We start from the raw sequence: 257 nt of genomic DNA, 5'->3' as shown, positions 1-257 counted from the left end.
CTGTTCGCTGCCTGCCACTATCCGATTCTCTGGTACGACAAACTCTGCGTCTTGTGTGTCGCGTGTCAGTTGTGCCGCTAATGAGCCTAAGTTTATCGACTGAAAGATCATCAGCGCATCTAACTTATAACCTTTATTTTGCAGCTCGGACATCATGCGCACCGCCAGCAATGAATGCCCTCCGAGAGCAAAAAAGTTATCGCCACAGCCTGCGCGCTCGACGTTCAGCAACTCAACGCACAAACGACATACGTCTT

At 50.2% G+C, this 257-nt stretch carries 1 protein-coding gene; it reads right to left on the bottom strand.

From position 1 onward, the window contains the following. A partial coding sequence (locus tag C3B51_RS23415; RefSeq protein ID WP_130246565.1) for a phosphopantetheine-binding protein occupies window positions 1-257 on the bottom strand: 257 nt, incomplete at both ends.

Source organism: Pseudoalteromonas rubra, assembly GCF_004212645.1.
In the GTDB taxonomy this organism is placed as follows: Bacteria; Pseudomonadota; Gammaproteobacteria; order Enterobacterales; family Alteromonadaceae; genus Pseudoalteromonas; species Pseudoalteromonas rubra_G.
Note: the sequence above shows the minus strand (reverse complement) of the source record. Positions and strands in the feature narration are given on the sequence as shown.